The organism is Rathayibacter sp. AY2B3 (genome assembly GCF_002931755.1).
GTDB lineage: Bacteria > Actinomycetota > Actinomycetes > Actinomycetales > Microbacteriaceae > Rathayibacter.
Window position 1 is genome coordinate 1 of record NZ_PSUG01000034.1, and the last position, 15,489, is coordinate 15,489.

A 15,489-nucleotide genomic window follows, 5' to 3' on the forward strand; every position below is an offset into this window, starting at 1 on the left:
CCCGGACGGCAACGACTACCCCGTCAAGGCGATGGGCGTCGAGTGCTTCGCCGTCGGGGGCTGCGGCAGGATGGGGGGATGGACGGCGCGGTGGTGGAGGCGCTCCTCGAGGGGCTTCCCGGAGCGGAGGCGGGATTCCCGTTCGGCGAGGGGACCCGGGTGTGGAAGGTCGCGGGGAAGGTGTTCGCGCTCGAGTCGGAGCGGTTCGGGCGGCCGGTGGTGAGCGTGAAGGCGCTGCCCGAGAACGTGGTGCACCTGGTCGCGGGAGTCGACGGGATCGAGCCCGGCTACCACCTGAACAAGAAGCACTGGGTGACGGTCGACGCCGGCGGGACCGTGGAGCCCGAGCTGGTGCTGGAGCTCATCGAGGAGTCGCACGCGATCGTGGTCGCGAAGCTGCCGAAACGGCTCCGCCTCGGCCTCGACGGCACCGCCTCCGGATCGCTGAACGAGGACGCCTGACCCGGACGGTCGGCCCGCCCACGGCACCCGGACACACGGGATCCCCCGCCGCAGCAGGGGATCCCGGGGTCGCGCGGAGCGGCCCGACTACAGGCCGTAGGAGCGGAGGTACGCGGCGGTGTCGTGCCAGCCCTCGACGGCGAAGCACTCGACGCCCATCGCCTTGACGGGGTAGTCGTTGCCGTCCGGGTCGAGGCGGTCGCCGACGAAGATCATGTCGTCGAGGGGGATGCCCGTCAGCTCGGTGAGCTTGTTCATCCCGTACGCCTTGTCGATGCCCTTGCGGGTGATGTCGACGGAGGTCGAGCCGCCGGAGCGGACCTCGAGGTCGGGGAGCACGGCCTGCACGGCCTCGCGGAGGGTGTTCTTCTTCTCGCCGTCCGGGTCCCAGGCCTGCTTGACCTCGACGGGCGCGGACTGGCCGAGGGCCGAGAAGGTGATCTGCGAGTCGCGGTCCTCGAGGATCGGGCCCCAGGTCTCGGACTCCCAGTAGCCGAGCTCCTTCGCCTTCTCCTCGACGGCGGCGAGGGCGCGCGACTTCTCGTCCTCGGTGAGGTTCTCGGCGTAGATCTGCGCCCAGTCGCCGTTCTCGTACCGGTAGTACTGCGTGCCGCAGGTGGGCATGAGGTGCAGCTTCGCGAGGACCTCGGGGTCGGCGCCCTCGAGGCGGTCGAGCACCTGCATCCGGAACTGGCCGATCTGGCCGCCCGAGATGATGCACACCTCGGTGGCCTGGAGCAGCTTCACGAAGAGGTCGGCCATCGCCGGGTCGACGGGGGACTTCGAGGCGGCGAGGGTGTCGTCGAGGTCGAAGGCCATCAGGCGGGGCAGGGTGCTCATGGAACTCGTTTCACGGTCTGCGGACGGGGCGGTAACGAGGATACGGGGCGCCGCCGGAACGCGCGCGCGGTCGGCGCGGGCGGGCTCCGAGCGCAGACTGAGGGCATGACCGCCGCCACAGCGCCCGACGGAGGACGCCGCTCCCTCCCGCGCACTCTCGCCCGCATCCTCCTGGGCCTGGTGCTCGCCACGGCCGGCACGGCGCACCTGACGGTCGCTCGTCAGGCGTTCCAGGCGCAGGTCCCGCCATGGCTGCCGGCCGACCCGGACCTGGTGGTCGTCGCGTCGGGCGTCGTCGAGATCGCGCTCGGGCTCGCGCTCGTCGTGCTCGTGCGGTGGCGCGTGATCGTGGGTGTCGTGGTGGCCGCGTTCTTCGTCGCGGTCTTCCCCGGGAACATCTCGCAGCTGGTGACGCGGACGCCGGCGTTCGGCCTCGAGACGGACGCGGCGCGAGCGGTGCGGCTCGCCTTCCAGCCCCTCCTGGTGATCTGGGCGCTCTGGTCCACGGGAGCGTTCTCGGCCTGGCGGGCCCGCCGGACGCGCAGCCGCGACGACTGAGCCGCCGGTCCGCGGCCCGATCGTCCCGCGATCCTCCGGAACGACGAACGGCGGCCGGCGGGAGACCCCGCCGACCGCCGCCCGTGCCCTCCTCGGCTAGGCCGCGAGGCGGCGTCGCGCGACGACCAGCGCGAGGCCCGACAGCAGCAGCACGAGGGCTCCGCCGATCAGGCCGGCCGCGTCGGCGCCGGTGTTCGCGAGCGAGCCCGGGCCGGAGCCTCCCGCGACGGGGGCTGCCGTGGTGGTGGGGTGCGGCGACGGAGCGGCGGTGGGCTGCTCGGTCGGGGTGCCGGGCTCGGTCGGCACCGGCGTGACCGGCACCTCAGCGGCGGGCACCGTCGTCAGCGACCAGTTGGGGTCGAAGAAGTCGGCCTGGTCGATCACGCCGCGGGCGGTCGACCAGTCGATGAGCAGCTGGCGGATCTCGAGGCGCTCGTCGTAGACGAGGGGGGCCTGCGCGACGGCCGGGTAGGCGCCTCCGCCGCTCTGGCGGTAGTTGTTGACCGCCATCACGAAGCGCTCGTCGTCGGCGACCGGGGTCCCGTCGGCGTGGGCGAGACCGCGGATCCGCGAGCCGGCGGGCTGCGAGACGTCGATCACGTAGTCCAGGCCCGAGATCGCGTCGTAGTTGTAGTCCGGGATGCCGTCGGGGCGGTCCTCGGTCGTCGCGTTGGTGCCGGTCTCGGGGTCGAACACGGCGCCCTCGGCGGTCTGCACGAAGTAGCGGGCCGAGAACTCGAGGTAGTCGCGCACCTCGGCTCCGGTCAGCTCCACTCCGCGGAGGGTGTTCTCGTAGATGTACAGGCCGGCGATGTCGCGGATGCTGACCTGCCCCTTCGGGAAGACGGCGGTGCGCGAGAACGGCGACGCCTGCGAGATCACCGGCAGGTCGGCCCACTCGGTGCCCTCGAGCGCCGTCTCGACGGTCTCGGCCTGGACGGTGTTGATGAAGTCGATGATCGGGGTGTCCTCGTAGCGCGAGGTCGCGGCCGAGAGCTCCTCGACCGAGTCCGCGACGGGGGTGTTGACGTACTCGATCGTGGCGGCGTGCTGCTCGGCGAGGGCGTCGACCAGTGCGGGCGACTCCTCGGCGATGTCCGTCGCGTAGACGGGCTTCGCGACCGGCGCGCTCCCGGCCGACCAGTCGACCTCGAGGCCGCCCGCGGCGTCCGGCACCAGGTTCAGGGTGACCTCGGTGAGGCCCTGCGCCCAGAACTTCGGCTGGGTGACCAGCACCTGCTCGCCGGCGACGTTGGTGAACAGCGTCTGCGGCAGGTCCTTGTGGCTGTGGCCGGCGACGACCACGTCGATCCCGGGGACCTGCGTCGCGATGTTGTTGACGACGTCCTCGTTGAGGTCGGCGGCGTCGTACTCGGCGTCCGGGACCGTGCCCTGGCCGGTGTGCGCGAGGACGACGACCACGTCGGCCTGCTCCTGCACGATCGGGACCCACTGCTTCGCGGCGGCGACCATGTCCTGGAACTCGAGGACGCCGTCGACGTACTGCTTGTCCCAGACGCGGACGCCGGGGGTGACGAGGCCGAGGACGCCGACGGTGACCGTCTTCCCGTCGATCTCGCGCTCGATCAGCGTGTAGGGGTCGTGGTACGGCTTGCCGGTGGCGACGTCGACGACGTTCGCACCCAGCAGCGGGGCGTTGAGATCGCCCTCGTACGCGCTGAGCATGTCGAGCCCGTAGTTGTACTCGTGGTTGCCGACGACCTGCGCGTCGTAGCCGATGGTGTTGAACGCGGTGGCCATCGGGTGCGTCGTCTCGCCGGAGAGGACGCCCGCGGCGCCGTCGCCGAGGCCGTAGTAGTAGGTGAGCGGCGTGCCCTGGATCGCGTCGCCGTTGTCCATGACGAGCACGGACTCCTCGCCCTTCTCGGCGCGGAGGCGGTCGACCTCGGTCGCGACGCGGGTGAGGCCGAGCGTGCCGGCGGCCGGGTACGGCGCGTTCGCGAAGTAGTCCCAGTCGTAGACGTGCCCGTGCGTGTCGGTCGTCGACACCAGGGTGAGCTCGACGCCGTCGTCGAGAGGGGCGGCCGAGGCGATCGGAGCGGCGGTGGCGGCTCCGAGTGCGACGACGGCGAGGAGGCTTGCGGCGCGGAGTCTGCGCATCGTGGTCCTGTTCGCGTGATGAGTGGAGTGTGAACGTCCTCGAATCTATGCGGCGCGTGTGAACTGCGCATGACGGGATCGAGAGCATTGCTCGGCGATGCGTCCGCGGTGCGGCTCCGGTGCCGGGGCGTCCGCCGGGCCGGCCGTCGCCGGGGGCGTCCGCAGGGCCGGCCCGCGTCGGCGCGTCCGCCGGGCCGGCCTCGCGGCGAGGGCGTCCGCCGCACCGGCCTCGCGGCTGGAGGCGTCCTCCGGCCCCTCCGCTAGAATCGAGCGGCTGGTCGCGCGGAGGCGGCACGACTGCCGCGCCGCACCCGCCCACCCCCGCCCCTCCCGTCGAGAAGGACACCGCCATGCCAGCAATCGTCATCACCGGCGCCCAGTGGGGCGACGAGGGCAAGGGACGCGCCACCGACCTCCTCGGCAGCCGCGTCGACTACGTCGTGAAGTTCAACGGCGGCAACAACGCCGGGCACACCGTCGTCGTGGGCGACGAGAAGTACGCCCTGCACCTCCTCCCCTCCGGCATCCTCACCCCGGGCGTCGTCCCGGTGATCGCGAACGGCGTCGTCGTCGACATCGAGGTGCTCTTCCACGAGCTCGAGGCGCTGAGCGCCCGCGGCGTCGACGTGTCGAAGCTGCTCGTCAGCGCCAACGCGCACGTCATCACCAGCTACCACCGCACCCTCGACAAGGTCACGGAGCGCTTCCTCGGCAAGCGCCAGATCGGCACCACGGGCCGCGGCATCGGCCCGGCCTACGCCGACAAGATCAACCGCGTCGGCATCCGCATCCAGGACCTGTTCGACGAGAACATCCTCCGTCAGAAGGTCGAGGGCGCCCTCGACCAGAAGAACCACCTGCTGGTGAAGGTCTACAACCGCCGCGCGATCCTGGTCGAGCAGGTGCTCGAGGACCTGCTGCAGTACACCGAGCGCCTGCGCCCGATGGTCGCCGACACGTCGCTCGTGCTCTCTCAGGCGCTCGACGCGGGCAGGACGGTGCTGTTCGAGGCGGGCCAGGCCACGATGCTCGACGTCGACCACGGCACCTACCCGTTCGTCACCTCCTCCAACGCGACCTCGGGAGGAGCGGCCACCGGCTCCGGAGTCGCGCCGAACCGCATCGACCGCGTCATCGCGGTCATCAAGGCGTACACGACCCGCGTCGGGGCCGGTCCGTTCCCGACCGAGCTCTTCGACGAGTGGGGCGAGTACCTCCGCCGGCAGGGCTTCGAGTTCGGCACCACGACCGGCCGCCCGCGGCGTTGCGGCTGGTACGACGCCCCGATCGCCCGCTACTCGGCGCGGATCAACGGGGTCACCGACTTCGTCCTCACCAAGCTCGACGTGCTCTCGGGCCTCGAGACCATCCCCGTCTGCGTCGCCTACGACGTCGACGGTGTGCGCCACGACGAGGTCCCGGTCTCGCAGAGCGACTTCCACCACGCGAAGCCGATCTACGAGGAGTTCCCCGGCTGGCAGGAGGACATCTCCGGCTGCCGCGAGTTCTCGGACCTGCCGCAGACCGCGCAGGACTACGTGCGCGCGCTCGAGGCGATGAGCGGCGCCCGGTTCTCGGCGATCGGCGTCGGCCCGGAGCGCGAGCAGGTCGTCGTGCTGCACGACCTGCTCGACTAGAGCCTTTCGCCGACCGCACGCCGGTGCGCGCCGCGGCCGACTGCACGCCGGTGCGCGCCGCGTCTCGTCACAGCCGGTGCAGGCCGCGGCCGACTGCACGCCGGTGCGCGCCGCGTCTCGTCACAGCCGGTGCAGGCCGCGGCCGATCGCCGACAGCACGGCCCGCTCGACGTCGTCCCACTGCGTGAGCACCTGGGTCGCCGAGAAGCGGAGGGTGACGTAGCCGTCGACCGCGGCGAACAGATCGCGGCGGCGGTCGTTCTCGAAGTCGTGGGTCGACCTGCCGTCGATCTCGACGATCAGCGTGCGGCCGATCAGCAGATCGACGCGGCCGACGCCGGGGATCCGGGCCTGGGTCGAGCACTCGACCCCGATCGAGTGCAGGCGCCACCGGGCCAGGGTCTCGACGCCGCTGCCCGAGTCGTCGCGGGCGAACGCGAGGAGCGCCTGGAGCCGCTGCGGGCAGGCCGCCCGCAGCTCGGCGAGGTCGTCGGGTCCGAGCAGGCGCTTCTCGAGCGCCGACTCGAGCGCGACCAGCATGTCCTCGGCGCCGAGGGTGCGGCCCAGCTGCAGCAGTGCGTGCGGGACGGACACCCGCAGGGGCTCGTCGTCGGGCCGGGCCGGGTCCCAGTGCAGGCGGACACCGCGGGGAACGGTGAACCGACCGGCGTTCGGCCCGACGTGCACGTGCAGCCGAGGCGAGCGCAGAACCCAGAGTCCGTGGGAGCGAGCCGCATCGGTCGCGGCGAGGCGGCCGCCGAGCCGGAAGGCGGTGAGGGCCTCCGGAGGAAGGTTCGGCGAGGCGTACCGGCCGCTCCGGCCACGGACCAAGCGGCCGTCCGCGACCGCTGCAGTGAGGCCGCGAGCAGTCGCGCCGGCGGCGAGCAGGACCGGCCGCGAGGAGATTCCACCGTGGAGGGACATGAGGCGATCGAGATCCACACGGCGAGCCTGGCGCCCGACCGCCGTTCGGGGAGGGCCTCCTGCCTCTGCCGCGACGACCGGGCCGTCCGATTCGACTGTGGAGGGACGTCGCAAGCCTCTACGACCGGCGATCGTGTTCACAACTCAGGACGAACGTCCTCGGGCCGTCGGATTCATGCGGATCCGGCCGGGTCCGAACGAATTCTTCCTGAGTTGTGAACACGACCGCTGCCGAGCGCGCCGGATAATCGGCCCATGCAGATCTACGCCGACCTCCCGGCCGTCCGCGCACGTCAGATCCTGGCCGACGCCCTCGCTCTCGGCGTGGCCGTCGTGGCGATCGCCGCCGGGATCGCGGTCGGCTCGCTGATCGCCGGCCTGGCCGAGATCGGCCGTCGGCTCGAGAGCGCCGGCAGCGGCTTCGGCTCGACCATGAGCGACGCCGGGACCACCCTCGGCGGCATCCCGCTGCTCGGCGACGCCGTGCGCGCGCCCTTCGACGAGGCGAGCGGGGCCGGCTCCGTGCTGGCCGCCGCCGGACGCGACCAGCAGCAGCTCGCGAGCGCCCTGGCCGTGGTCGCCGGGCTCGCCGTCGGGGGCCTCCCGCTCCTGCTCCTGGCCGTGCTCTGGCTCCGGCCCCGGCTCCGTTTCGCCCGCCGGACCGCCGAGCTGCGCGCCCTGGGCTCGACCGGCGGCGGAACCGAGCTGCTGGCCCTGCGCGCGCTCACCCAGGCGTCCCCCCGCGAGGTCCTCGCCGCGCACCCGGACGCCGCCGCGGGCTGGCGGACCGGCGACCCGGCCGTCACCGCCGCTCTGGCGGCCCTCGCCCTCCGCCGGGCGGGGCTCCGGCCGCGCTGACCCCGGAGGACCACCGCGGGTCCGCCGGAGGGATGACGCCGCGAGCCACTGCGGACGACGCCGGCGACACGGGTGCCTCCGTAGCGTCGGGGACATGCAGAACCAGACCTCCTCCGTCGTGGCGCGCGTCGAGGGCGTGCGCAAGCTCTACGGCAGCACGCCGCCCGTCGTCGCCCTCGACGACGTCACCCTCTCGATCGAACGGGGCGAGTTCACCGCGGTGATGGGCCCCAGCGGATCCGGCAAGTCGACGCTCATGCACGTCCTCGCCGGCCTCGACACCGCCTCCTCCGGCCGCGTGTTCCTGGGCGACGCCGAGATCACCTCGATGAGCGACGCCGAGCTGACGGTGCTCCGCCGCCGCAGCGTCGGCTTCGTCTTCCAGGCCTTCAACCTCGTCCCCACGCTCGACGTGCGCGGCAACATCCGCCTCCCGTTCGAGCTCGACGGCCGCTCCGTGACCGGCGACGAGGAGCAGTGGATCGCCCGGCTGATCGAGTCCCTCGGGCTCCGCGAGCGCCTCACGCACCGGCCCCACGAGCTCTCGGGCGGGCAGCAGCAGCGCGTGGCGATCGCCCGCGCCCTCGCCACCCGGCCGCAGCTGATCTTCGCCGACGAGCCGACCGGCAACCTCGACTCCCGCACCGGCCGCGAGGTCCTCAGCCTGCTCCGGGCCTCCACCCGCGAGTACGGCCAGTCGATCGCGATGGTCACCCACGACCCGATCGCGGCGGCCTACGCCGACCGCATCGTCTTCCTCCGCGACGGGGCCGTCGTCGACGACCGCCGCGGGATGAGCGCCGAGGAGATCTCGCGCGCGATGCTCACGATGGAGGGCGCGGCGTGAGCGGCGTGCGCACGGGCTCGGCCCAGGGCGGGGGCGCCGTCGTCACCGTCGCCGCACTCGCCGCGGCGTTCGGCGCCGTGCTGGTGCAGGTCATCGCCGACATGGTCGCGGCCTTCGCGGCAGCGGGGATCGACGGCATCGGCCAGGTCGCCCTCATGCTCGGGATGGTCGGCGCCGTCTTCTTCGGCATCGCGGTGTTCGTGGGCGGGATCGTCACGGCCAACGCCGTCTCGACCGTCATCGCCGGGCGCACCCGCGAGATCGCGCTGCTGCGCCTGCTCGGCGCCTCCGGCCGGTCGCTGCGCGGCGGGATCGTCCGCACGGGCCTCCTGCAGGGGCTCCTCGGAGCGGCGATCGGCGTGGTCGCCGGCGTCGCTCTCGTGGCGCTCGCCGCGGAGCTCGCCATCCGGAGCGGCACCCTCCCGCGCTTCGACTACCCGCTCGTCTCGCCCGGCCTCGTGCTGCCGCTGATCGCCGTGGTCGCCTCGACGGTCATCGCCTCGTGGTCCGGATCGCGCCGCGTGCTCGCGGTGGCGCCGTCGCAGGCCGCCGGATCGTCCGCCGAGCCCCGCTACGAGGAGCTGCGCGGCCGCACCGCCCGCAATGTCACGGCGATCGTCTTCGTCGTGGTCGGCGCGCTGCTGCTCGCCGCCGGCGTGGTCCTCGGGCTCACCAACCCCGGCGGAGTCCTGCTCGGGCTCGTCGGAGGCATGGCATCCTTCACCGGCGTGATCCTCGGGGCGCCCGTCCTGCTCCCTCCGCTCACCGCCCTCGTGGGCCGCGCTTTCGGCCGGGGCCCCGTCGCGCGTCTGGCGTCCGCCAACGCCGTCCGCAACCCGGCGCGCAGTGCGCGCGCCGTCATCGGCCTGGTCATCGGAGTGTCGCTGGTCACGATGTTCGCGGTCGCCGCCGCCACCTTCGGCTCGATCATGGAGCGATCGGGCGAGACGAACCCCGAGGTGATCGCGGCGTTCGAGCAGTTCATCCAGGTGAGCACCGCGGTGATGAGCGTCCTGCTCGGCTTCTCGGTCGTCCTGGCCGCCGTCGGCATGGTCAACACGCTGTCGCTCAGCGTGCTGCAGCGCCGGCGGGAGCTGGGCCTGCTCCGCGCGCTCGGCTTCACCGGCTCGCAGGTGCGGTCGATGGTGGTGCTCGAGGCGGCGCAGATGATCATCGCTGCCGCGGTCCTCGGCATCGTGCTCGGCGTCGTCTACGGCTGGTGCGGCGCGATCTCGGTGTTCGGCTCGCTGCCGGGCATCGGACTGATCCCGCCGACCGTCCCGGTGCCGATCCTGGTGGGGGTGCTCGTGGTGGGCGTCGTGATCACGGTCGTCTCGGCCGTGCTGCCCGCCCGCCGCGCCACGACGGTGTCGCCGGTCGCCGCTCTCGCGGTGGCCTGAGGGCCGGCGCCGCCGGATCGAGGAGAGCCCGCGGCGTGAGGACAGGCGCCGTCCCGCGGAGGACCCGGAGGCAGGCACCACGCAGAACCCGCGGCCTGAAAGGCGGCGCCCTCACACCACCGAGAACCCCGCGGCGAGGGGCTCCCGCCCGCTGAGCGCGAGCAGGAGCTCCTCGCCGCGTCCGGCTCGAGCAGCCAGCCCGCCGGTCAGCGCGCAGCACGCCTCGACGGCCTCGGCGGGCAGCACGTGCCGGATCCCGGTGGCGCGCGAGAGGTCGAGCGTGTGCACGACCAGCTCGAGCAGCCGGGTCCGGAGGTACTCGCCCAGCTCGATCGCGTGGCCGCCCACGGCGACGAGGCGGCCGGGACGCTGGGCGGCGACCAGCTCGACCGCGCGGCCCGCCGCCTCCGCCAGCGCCTGAGCCGGCCTGTCGCCGAGCAGCAGTCCCGCCTCGACCCCCCGCTGCGCCACCGCCACGGGGTCGGCGACGTTCCCGGCCAGCGCGGCGTAGTAGTCGAGCGCGTCCTCGATGGTCGGCTGGGGCGGCTCCGGAGCGAGGAGGTACGCCTCGACCGTCAGCACGGCCCGGGAGGCGTGGCCCGCGAGGCCTCGGACGTCCCAGACGCCGAGCCCCGGCTGCTCCCACTGGTCGTCCCGCACCTGAGCGAGCAGGCCGACGAGGGCGGCGGCGGCGGACTCGAACAGTGCGGCGGTGCTCATGGAGCCATGCTGGCACGGTGCCCCACACTGATCGCATGAGCAGTCCCCGCCGCCCCGGTCCCGTCACACTCGTCGGCCGCTCGATCGTCCTCGAGCCGCTCGCCGCCGAGCACGTCGAGCCGCTCCGGCGGGCGATCGGGCGTCCGGAGGTGTTCGCCGGCGGCTACGGAGGAGGACCCGCCGGCCTCCCCGGCGGACCGGAGGAGTTCCGCGCCTTCGTCGACCGCTACTACCCGTGGGGCACGGGCCTGCCGTTCGCCGTGCTGCAGGAGGGGCGCGTCGTCGGCACGACCTCGCTGGCCGACTTCGACGAGACGCGCGAGGCGGCCCACCTCGGCTGGACAGCCTACGCGCCCGAGACGTGGGGCACCGTCGTGAACCCGGAGGCGAAGCGGCTGGTGCTCGCTCTCGCCTTCGACAGCGGCTACGAGCGGGTGAAGCTCCAGGCGGATGCGGTGAACGCGCGCTCGCGGGCCGCGATCCTCCGCCTCGGCGCCGTGTTCGAGGGGGTGCTCCGCCACGACCAGCGGCGGGCCGACGGCTCGTGGCGCGACACGGCCGTCCACTCGATCCTCGCGGCCGAGTGGCCGGCCGTCCGCGACGCGCTCGACCGTCGGATCGACGCGGCGCTAGCGCTCTCTCCCTCGGCCGCGCAACCGCTGACCGACCGGGCGCCCGAGGAGTAGGAAGGAGGCATGGAACGCATCCACTACGCCGGCAGCTCCGTGCTGACGGGTACCGCCATCGCGCGGTCGCTGCTGGCCTACGCGGAAGCGCTGGCGCTCACCAAGGGGTCGATCACGGTCGACATCCCGATCCGCCAGGAGTCCGGCCTGCCCGGACGGGCGGCGCTGCTGATCGGACCGGCGAGCCAGCTGTTCTCGGAGTCCGAGGACGACGGAGCCGAGGAGCTGCTCGACGAGGAGCTCGTCGAGCGCTTCACCCGCGAGACGGCCCGCCTGGGCGTCTCGCACCCCGTGGCCGAGGAGGACGGCGGCGCCGGGCCCCTCTCCGCCGTCGACACCGAGATCCCGCACTTCCACGGCGAGGACGACTCCTGGTGAGCATCCGGGGCGCCGGTAGTATCGACACCCACGACTGCGCCCGACCCTTCGCGGACGGGCGACTTCCCGAACGGAGAACCGCCTGATGGGGCGACTGATCTACGACTCGACCCTCGAGGCCGACTTCGACGACCGTCTGCTGGCGCACCTGCAGATCGTGATCGGCTCGAAGCTCGCGCGCAACGAGTCCTTCTACTTCTCCTGGAAGGACTCCCAGGCGGTCGGCGACGGACGCACCTCGATCTGGCTGCACCCCGCCATCCCGTTGCGCTTCAAGTACCACGGCGGCCGCGCACCGAACATCAACCCGGACTGGATCCGCCAGCTGCTCGCCGACTCGCACACGGCGCACGGGCTGCGGATCAGCGAGGAGCCCCACGGGACCGCCCGTCAGAGCGAGGAGAGCATGCTGTGAAGCGCGTCGAGATCATCTACGGCGGAGCGCCGTTCAGCCTGAGCGAGACGAGTGCCGCGGAGGTGCGCGAGAGCATCGACCGCGCCCTGGACGGCTCCGCGTCGCGCTGGATCACGGTGAACCAGGGCGAGGGCGAGCCTCGCGAGACCTCGATCCTGATCACGCCGGGAGTGGCGTTCTCGGTCGCGGACGTCGCGCACTGAGGCTCGTGCCGCGGTCCCGGTGACCGCCGGGGCTCGCGCCGCCGGCTCGGTCCGGGGCGCTCGCGCCGCCGGCCCGGCTCCGAACGGCTGCCGTGGCAGGCGCACCCGCCCCGCTCAGCCCGCCAGCACGCGCGGGAACTCGCCCGGGATCTCGCTCGCGAGATAGCCGGCCGGGCCGATCCGCGCGGTGAGGCGCGTGTCCGCCTCCGTGTGCAGGAAAGCGCCCCACGCGGCCGCGCCCATCGGGTCGACGCCGCGCCCGCGCAGGCCCGCCGTCGCTCCGGCGAGCACGTCGCCGCTGCCCGCGGTGGCCAGACCGGGATGCTCGCCCTCGATCCGCACCGCGTCGCCGTCGGGCGAGGCGATCGTGTTGAACAGGCTCACCACCGCGCCGTAGCGCTCGGCGACCGCGAGAGCGGCCCGCTCGACGTCGTCGACCTCCTCGCCGAGGAGCCGGGACGCCTCCTCCGAGTTCGGGGTCAGCAGGAGCCGGCCCGCGAGCCTCCGCGCGAGACGGCGCTGCCCGGGCAGGACCCCGAGCGGGAAGGCGTCGAGGTGGACGGCCGGCACGTCGTCGAGGAGCGGAGCGAGGGCCCGCAGGGTCGCGGCGGTCGCGCGCGGGTCGTCCAGGCCGGGCCCGATCAGGGCGACGTCGGCGGAGGCGAGCTCGCCGGCCAGGACGTCGAGCCCCCGGCCCGCGACGGAGCCGGTCCGCGTCTCCGCGAGCGGGACCACTCCGCACTCCGGCAGCGCGACCGCGGTGGCCGACGCGACCGACTCGGCGACGCAGAGCGTGATGCGCCCCGCGCCGGTCCGCAGCGCGGCGATCCCCGCGAGGATCGCGGCTCCGGGCGTCTTGCGGGCGCCGCCGACGACGACCACGTCGCCGCGGGAGTGCTTCGAGCCTCCGGGCTCGGGGAGTGGCCAGCGCTGCTCGAGCAGGGCGCGGGAGACGAGGTCACTCACGGGGGTCTCCTTCTCCGGCCGCGCGGTCGTCGTGCCGGGTGACGGGGGCGCCGGAGCGCTCGAGGTGGGACGTGCGGTTGAAGCGCTCGAGACGCCACGCATCGCCGTCGCGGACGAGACGGGTGACGGAGCCGTTGGCGACGGGCGTCGAGGCGCCGATGTCGAGCAGCTCGCGCTCGGAGAGGCCCTCGAGGACGTAGCGGAGGACGAGGACGACCGCGTCGTGGCAGAAGAGGATCGCCGGCCCGGGAGGCGCGGCGACAGCGAGGTGGTCGACGAACGCGCGGACGCGGAGCGCGAGATCCGTCCAGGCCTCCCCGCCCGGCGGGCGGTAGTAGAACTTGCCGAGCCACTCGCGCCGAGCCGCCTCCTCGGGCATCCGGGCCCGCACGCCGGCGGACGTGAGGCGGTCGGTCACGCCGAGATCACGGTCGCGCAGGCGCTCGTCGGGGCGCAGCCGCAGGTCGATGCCGGCCTCGCCGAGGGCGAGACGCGCGGTCGCGGAGGCGCGGCGGTAGGGCGAGGTCCAGGCGGAGGCGGGTCGCGCCTCCTCCGCCAGCCACCGGCCGAGCGCGCGGGCCTGCTCTTCGCCGGAGGGGGAGAGCTCGACGTCGGGGTCGCGGCGGTCGACGGCGATCTCGTGCGCCCCCGAGGCCTCGGCGGCGCTCGCCGCGATGTTGGCGAGGCTCTCGCCGTGGCGGACGAGGAGGAGCTCGGTCGGGCCGGTGGAGGAGTCGGGCATGGCTCCACGCTCCGCCTCGCGGGCCGGAGCCGCCAGGGGGTTCCGCCGCGGCGACGCGGATTGCTACGGGGGCGTCAGGGCGCCTCTCCGTCGGCGCGCTCCTCCGCCGAGACCGCCGTGACGACCGCGGTGAGCGTCTCGGGGTCGCTCAGGATGCGGAAGTGCCCGCCGGTCTCGATCCGGACGTTGACCGCGCCCTCGAGCATGCTGCCCTCGGGGATGTGCGGATCGAAGAGGCCGAACACGGAGGTGATCCGCGCGTTCGCTCCGGAGCGGCTCGACAGCAGCAGGGTCGTGGCGTCCCTCGGCGAGAAGGCGCGCAGGCTCCGGAGGACCAGGTAGGGCGCGTAGCGGGAGCCGCCGAACGGGGTCGCCACGGCGACCATCCGGTCGACCCGGCCGTCCGGGTCCAGCTCGGTCATCACGTACTTGCCGATCAGCCCGCCCTTGCTGTGGGCGACGATCACCACGTCGCGGAGCCCGTGCTCGGCGAGGTAGGCGGCCACGTCCTCCGCGGTCCGGGCGACCGGGCGGCCGTTCCGGCCGAGGCTCGTCAGCACGTGCAGCGGGTGCCCGCGCTCGTGCAGAGGGTCGATGATCGGGCGGAGGAAGGACCAGGTCTCCCAGATCCCCGGGAGGACCACGACGGGCCGCCGGTCGCCGTCGAGGTAGTCGTCCGGGGCGCGGCGCGAGAGGACGCCCCGCACCTGCCAGGCGACGGCGTAGGCGTAGTCGCGGATCCACCAGACGGCGTCGCGCAGCAGGCGTCGGAGCCGGCTCATGCGGCCGGCTCCGACCGCAGGGGGAGCGGGGCGACGGGACTCTCGCCGAGGGCGGCGGCGAAGCGGAGGATCTCGCGGGCGAGCGCTCCCGGCTCGGTGCGGGGGACGACGTGGCGCGAGCCGGCGAACTCGACGAGCCGCCCCTCGCGCGCGCGGGCCGTGAGCCGCTCGCACCAGTCCCGGGTGGCGATCGGATCGTTGCGGCCGCGGGCGACGAGGACCGGCACCTCCAGCCGGGCGACTCGCTCCTGCACCGGATGCCGCAGCATCTCGGGCAGCTGGCGCAGGTACCAGCGCAGGCCGCCGCGCAGGTAGTCGGCCAGCAGGATCGCGTCGACGCCCACCGGCTCGCCGAGGCAGTCGCGCAGCAGCGCGAGCCCCTGGCGGACCGTTCCCGGCCGCTGCGGATCCACCACCGGCCCGATGAGCACCGCGCCGTCGACCAGCCCGGGCGCGCGCAGCCCCAGCTCGACCGCCACCTGCGACCCCATCGAGTGCCCGACGACGACCGCGCGCGAGACGCCCAGTCCGCGGAGGACCTGCTCGACCTGCCGCGCGTGGTCCTCGAGGCCGACCCTCCGCCGCGGGCGCCCGTTCGCGCCGAAGCCGGCGAGGTCGACGCCGATCACCCGGCCGTGCCGCTTCAGGCGGGCGGCGAGCGGCGAGAAGGTGTGGTGCGACATCCCGATCCCGTGGATCAGGACGAACACGGCGCCCGCTCCGGCCGGACCGGTGTCGACCGTCCGCAGCGTGACGCCCTCGACCTCGTGTCGCACGGGGAGGACGCGGCGGGGCGGTGTCGGCAGCATCGTCCCAGGCTAGGGACCGGTGGCCGGGCGCGCGGGGGGATGCGCCCGCTCCCGCCGTGGTCTAGGCCGGATCCGGCCTGGGGAGGAGCGTTCCCTCCGCCGGCCGCCGTCGAGCGTCCCGTCGTCCCCGCTGTCAAGCGG

General features: G+C 73.7%; 18 protein-coding genes. 10 read left to right on the top strand and 8 right to left on the bottom strand.

Translation table 11 applies throughout. The features are described 5' to 3' along the window. Positions 1–78 precede the first annotated feature (78 nt). Positions 79–462 (top strand): MmcQ/YjbR family DNA-binding protein, encoded by a 384-nt coding sequence (locus C5C24_RS12010; RefSeq protein WP_104305059.1) that lies wholly within the window; start codon positions 79–81, stop codon positions 460–462. An 87-nt stretch (positions 463–549) separates the two neighbouring features. Here C5C24_RS12010 and C5C24_RS12015 read toward each other — a convergent pair whose 3' ends face one another. Next, a complete protein-coding gene (locus tag C5C24_RS12015; protein ID WP_104222786.1) occupies positions 550–1,302 on the bottom strand; it encodes an HAD-IIB family hydrolase in 753 nt (250 codons plus the stop codon). A gap of 105 nt (positions 1,303–1,407) precedes the next feature. On the opposite strand from C5C24_RS12015, the gene C5C24_RS12020 reads away from it, so the two are divergent. Beyond that, on the top strand, positions 1,408–1,860 hold the full coding sequence (locus C5C24_RS12020) for a hypothetical protein (RefSeq protein ID WP_104305060.1): 453 nt from the start codon (positions 1,408–1,410) through the stop codon (positions 1,858–1,860). A gap of 96 nt (positions 1,861–1,956) precedes the next feature. Here the strand turns inward: C5C24_RS12020 and C5C24_RS12025 are convergent, their stop codons facing one another. Next, positions 1,957–3,981, bottom strand: a complete 2,025-nt coding sequence (locus C5C24_RS12025) for a bifunctional UDP-sugar hydrolase/5'-nucleotidase (RefSeq protein WP_104305061.1) — start codon at positions 3,979–3,981, stop codon at positions 1,957–1,959. 350 nt (positions 3,982–4,331) lie between these two features. Between C5C24_RS12025 and C5C24_RS12030 the strand changes: the two genes are divergently transcribed. Beyond that, positions 4,332–5,618: an adenylosuccinate synthase gene (locus C5C24_RS12030; RefSeq protein ID WP_104222783.1), complete on the top strand. Its 1,287-nt coding sequence runs from the start codon at positions 4,332–4,334 to the stop codon at positions 5,616–5,618. A 120-nt stretch (positions 5,619–5,738) separates the two neighbouring features. Here C5C24_RS12030 and C5C24_RS12035 read toward each other — a convergent pair whose 3' ends face one another. Then, positions 5,739–6,560 carry a DUF559 domain-containing protein gene (locus tag C5C24_RS12035; protein ID WP_146082612.1) on the bottom strand — a complete coding sequence of 274 codons (822 nt, stop codon included), beginning with the start codon at positions 6,558–6,560 and terminating at the stop codon, positions 5,739–5,741. A gap of 237 nt (positions 6,561–6,797) precedes the next feature. Between C5C24_RS12035 and C5C24_RS12040 the strand changes: the two genes are divergently transcribed. The 3 genes from C5C24_RS12040 to C5C24_RS12050 all read left to right on the top strand — a co-directional run bounded on the left by C5C24_RS12040 (position 6,798) and on the right by C5C24_RS12050 (position 9,647). Continuing rightward, positions 6,798–7,400 (top strand): hypothetical protein, encoded by a 603-nt coding sequence (locus C5C24_RS12040; protein WP_104277542.1) that lies wholly within the window; start codon positions 6,798–6,800, stop codon positions 7,398–7,400. A 94-nt stretch (positions 7,401–7,494) separates the two neighbouring features. Continuing rightward, complete coding sequence (locus C5C24_RS12045; protein WP_104222781.1) at positions 7,495–8,247, top strand: ABC transporter ATP-binding protein; 753 nt, start codon at positions 7,495–7,497, stop codon at positions 8,245–8,247. Next, entirely contained in the window at positions 8,244–9,647 is a 1,404-nt protein-coding gene (locus C5C24_RS12050) for an FtsX-like permease family protein (RefSeq protein WP_104305063.1), read from the top strand. Before C5C24_RS12045 ends, C5C24_RS12050 begins: the two co-directional genes overlap by 4 nt. A 111-nt stretch (positions 9,648–9,758) precedes the next feature. Here the strand turns inward: C5C24_RS12050 and C5C24_RS12055 are convergent, their stop codons facing one another. Beyond that, positions 9,759–10,367 (bottom strand): maleylpyruvate isomerase N-terminal domain-containing protein, encoded by a 609-nt coding sequence (locus C5C24_RS12055; RefSeq protein WP_104281670.1) that lies wholly within the window; start codon positions 10,365–10,367, stop codon positions 9,759–9,761. A 35-nt stretch (positions 10,368–10,402) separates the two neighbouring features. Between C5C24_RS12055 and C5C24_RS12060 the strand changes: the two genes are divergently transcribed. From C5C24_RS12060 to C5C24_RS12075, 4 genes are all read left to right on the top strand, one after another. Next, positions 10,403–11,053, top strand: coding sequence for a GNAT family N-acetyltransferase (locus tag C5C24_RS12060; RefSeq protein WP_104305064.1), 651 nt, complete (start codon positions 10,403–10,405; stop codon positions 11,051–11,053). 9 nt (positions 11,054–11,062) lie between these two features. Next, the gene (locus C5C24_RS12065; protein ID WP_104305065.1) at positions 11,063–11,431 is read left to right on the top strand and encodes a hypothetical protein; all 369 of its coding nucleotides are present in this window, start codon (positions 11,063–11,065) and stop codon (positions 11,429–11,431) included. Positions 11,432–11,516: 85 nt separating this feature from the next. Then, entirely contained in the window at positions 11,517–11,846 is a 330-nt protein-coding gene (locus C5C24_RS12070) for an ATP-dependent DNA ligase (protein WP_104222776.1), read from the top strand. Beyond that, the gene (locus tag C5C24_RS12075) at positions 11,843–12,049 is read left to right on the top strand and encodes a hypothetical protein (protein ID WP_104222775.1); all 207 of its coding nucleotides are present in this window, start codon (positions 11,843–11,845) and stop codon (positions 12,047–12,049) included. The genes C5C24_RS12070 and C5C24_RS12075 overlap by 4 nt, the downstream gene beginning before the upstream one ends. A gap of 114 nt (positions 12,050–12,163) precedes the next feature. On the opposite strand, the gene C5C24_RS12080 is transcribed toward C5C24_RS12075, so the two are convergent. From C5C24_RS12080 to C5C24_RS12095, 4 genes are all read right to left on the bottom strand, one after another. Beyond that, on the bottom strand, positions 12,164–13,015 hold the full coding sequence (locus tag C5C24_RS12080) for an NAD(P)H-hydrate dehydratase (protein ID WP_258065205.1): 852 nt from the start codon (positions 13,013–13,015) through the stop codon (positions 12,164–12,166). Beyond that, a complete protein-coding gene (locus tag C5C24_RS12085) occupies positions 13,008–13,757 on the bottom strand; it encodes a histidine phosphatase family protein (protein WP_104305067.1) in 750 nt (249 codons plus the stop codon). Before C5C24_RS12085 ends, C5C24_RS12080 begins: the two co-directional genes overlap by 8 nt. Positions 13,758–13,831: 74 nt before the next feature. After that, positions 13,832–14,539 (bottom strand): triacylglycerol lipase, encoded by a 708-nt coding sequence (locus tag C5C24_RS12090; protein ID WP_104277548.1) that lies wholly within the window; start codon positions 14,537–14,539, stop codon positions 13,832–13,834. Next, positions 14,536–15,348: an alpha/beta fold hydrolase gene (locus C5C24_RS12095; protein WP_104305068.1), complete on the bottom strand. Its 813-nt coding sequence runs from the start codon at positions 15,346–15,348 to the stop codon at positions 14,536–14,538. Before C5C24_RS12095 ends, C5C24_RS12090 begins: the two co-directional genes overlap by 4 nt. Between the last annotated feature and the right edge of the window lie 141 nt (positions 15,349–15,489).

Bases quoted from the DNA above. Each gene is read 5' to 3' on its own strand.
- C5C24_RS12045 (WP_104222781.1), top strand. From the start codon at position 7,495: ATGCAGAACCAGACCTCCTCCGTCGTGGCGCGCGTCGAGGGCGTGCGC.
- C5C24_RS12060 (WP_104305064.1), top strand. From the start codon at position 10,403: ATGAGCAGTCCCCGCCGCCCCGGTCCCGTCACACTCGTCGGCCGCTCG.
- C5C24_RS12085 (WP_104305067.1), bottom strand. From the start codon at position 13,757: ATGCCCGACTCCTCCACCGGCCCGACCGAGCTCCTCCTCGTCCGCCAC.
- C5C24_RS12020 (WP_104305060.1), top strand. From the start codon at position 1,408: ATGACCGCCGCCACAGCGCCCGACGGAGGACGCCGCTCCCTCCCGCGC.
- C5C24_RS12055 (WP_104281670.1), bottom strand. From the start codon at position 10,367: ATGAGCACCGCCGCACTGTTCGAGTCCGCCGCCGCCGCCCTCGTCGGC.
- C5C24_RS12040 (WP_104277542.1), top strand. From the start codon at position 6,798: ATGCAGATCTACGCCGACCTCCCGGCCGTCCGCGCACGTCAGATCCTG.
- C5C24_RS12065 (WP_104305065.1), top strand. From the start codon at position 11,063: ATGGAACGCATCCACTACGCCGGCAGCTCCGTGCTGACGGGTACCGCC.
- C5C24_RS12070 (WP_104222776.1), top strand. From the start codon at position 11,517: ATGGGGCGACTGATCTACGACTCGACCCTCGAGGCCGACTTCGACGAC.
- C5C24_RS12025 (WP_104305061.1), bottom strand. From the start codon at position 3,981: ATGCGCAGACTCCGCGCCGCAAGCCTCCTCGCCGTCGTCGCACTCGGA.
- C5C24_RS12090 (WP_104277548.1), bottom strand. From the start codon at position 14,539: ATGAGCCGGCTCCGACGCCTGCTGCGCGACGCCGTCTGGTGGATCCGC.
- C5C24_RS12010 (WP_104305059.1), top strand. From the start codon at position 79: ATGGACGGCGCGGTGGTGGAGGCGCTCCTCGAGGGGCTTCCCGGAGCG.
- C5C24_RS12095 (WP_104305068.1), bottom strand. From the start codon at position 15,348: ATGCTGCCGACACCGCCCCGCCGCGTCCTCCCCGTGCGACACGAGGTC.
- C5C24_RS12015 (WP_104222786.1), bottom strand. From the start codon at position 1,302: ATGAGCACCCTGCCCCGCCTGATGGCCTTCGACCTCGACGACACCCTC.
- C5C24_RS12030 (WP_104222783.1), top strand. From the start codon at position 4,332: ATGCCAGCAATCGTCATCACCGGCGCCCAGTGGGGCGACGAGGGCAAG.